The 1,701-nt window shown below is 68.0% G+C and carries 1 protein-coding gene; it reads right to left on the bottom strand.

Annotated elements, in window-relative coordinates; translation table 11 throughout:
• Positions 1-34: 34 nt before the first annotated feature.
• On the bottom strand, positions 35-1,561 hold the full coding sequence (locus ACTWPW_RS64020) for an ISL3 family transposase (protein ID WP_443175010.1): 1,527 nt from the start codon (positions 1,559-1,561) through the stop codon (positions 35-37).
• Between the last annotated feature and the right edge of the window lie 140 nt (positions 1,562-1,701).

The following is a 1,701-nucleotide window of genomic DNA, read 5'->3' on the forward strand; positions in this document are numbered from 1 at the left end:
CGGCTCTGTCGCTGATCTTGGGACGGGCTGAGGGTCATGTTCGGAGCAGGATCCGCTTGCGCAGGAGATCGAAGTTGGCTCTCCCATAGCCCTGCCGCTTGACCAGCTTCACTCGCGTGTTCTGCCCCTCGGCCTGTCCGGAGTTCCAGGGAAGCGACAGGCCGGCGATGATGGCGTCGAGGTCGTAGCGCAGGCCGTGGGCGAATCGGTGCAGATGGGGCAGGTCCGCTTCGGGAACTGCGTCGATCCAGGCGGGCAGACGATCGCCGCGCAGATCGCGCATCATGGTGGCGAAGCCGCGGACGTGGCTGAAGATGGCGTCCAGCTCGGGACAGGCCTCGCGGACCTGCTCGAGGTCGGGCGCGTGGTCGGGACGCAGGTTGTCGGGATGGGTCATGATCCACGCGGTGATCTTGCGGGGTTTGGGCGTGGGCCTGGGTGGTGGCGGTGCGATGCTGCCTTTGCGAAGCAGCCGGACGTAGCGGTCGACCGGGCTCGCGCTGCCCGGGTAACCCTGTGCCCGGACCTCACGAAACAGCAGGCTCGCGTTGTGACAGCCCTGACTGAACCGCTCATACAGATATGGCTTGTAGGCATCCAGCAGCGTGGTGCGGTGCGTGGCAGCGACCAGCAGTTCCTCCAGGCCGGCCGCGCGGGCGTAGCGGCGTACGGCGTAGTAGTCGAGATTCAGGTCCCGGCTGATGCCCTTGAGCGAGCGGCCCTGGGCCACCAGCTTCTGAACCTCGGCGTATCGCCTCCTGGTCCGGGCCACCAGGGCGCGTTCGCGGCCGTGGACGTCCAGGTAGCCGTCCGGCGGCTCGGGCGGGGTCGCGAACTCACCCTGGTTGCCGGGCAGGTCGGCATACGCCTGCTTGACGCAGCCGTGGTGCGCGCCGACCGTCTTCTCCACGGCTTCAGTCAGGTTGTTCCAGACGTGCCAGCAATCAACAACCTGCTGGGCTTGAGGCGCTCCCGTGCGGGCGGCCTCGGCGTAGGCACGGGCGCGATCCCGGGTGACGATCTCCACCTCCGGGTGAGCGGCCAGCCACTCGGCCACCGGGCCCGCCTCCCGGCCCGGGAGCACCTCCACCGGACGCCGGGCCTCTAAATCGACCACGATCGTGGCGTAGACGTTGCCCTTGCGCAGGGCGAAATCGTCCACCGCCACGGCTCGCACCCTCCCAACAGGCGGCTCGGGATGTGCTCGGACCAGCCGCAGCAGGGTGTCCTTGGCGACCGGCATCCCCAACCGAGCCGCCAGCCGGGCACCCGCCCGGGCGGCCATGCCCACCGCCACCGACGTCAGCATCTGCCGTAGCAGCGGGGTGAAGCGGGCATGCGGGCTGGTCAACCCCTCCACCTGCTCGACGAACGTCACCGCCGCGCACCTGACATTCATGCACTTGAAGCGCCGCACCGTCACCGCCAGCACGGTCTTGATCCCGCTCATCGCGGCATCTGCCAGCCGCCGCACGTACCGGTCATGCACTCGCCCCGACGCCACACCACAGCGCGGGCAGACTCCCTCATCGGCCCGGCACCGGGCGTGAAAAGTCACCATTCACGCGACCCGCTCCACGACCTCGACCACGATCCCCGCCCAATGCGGGAGTAACTCTTCAACACATCCCGGAACGCACTCCGCAAACGATCAACTACCAGGTCGTTCCACGTCCCAAGATCAGCGACAGAGCCCGTTTA

The sequence above is a fragment of the Nonomuraea sp. KM90 genome, from assembly GCF_052246675.1.
GTDB lineage: Bacteria > Actinomycetota > Actinomycetes > Streptosporangiales > Streptosporangiaceae > Nonomuraea.

Excerpts from the sequence above, each read along its gene's own strand:
- ACTWPW_RS64020 (WP_443175010.1), bottom strand. The coding sequence starts at position 1,561 with ATGGTGACTTTTCACGCCCGGTGCCGGGCCGATGAGGGAGTCTGCCCG.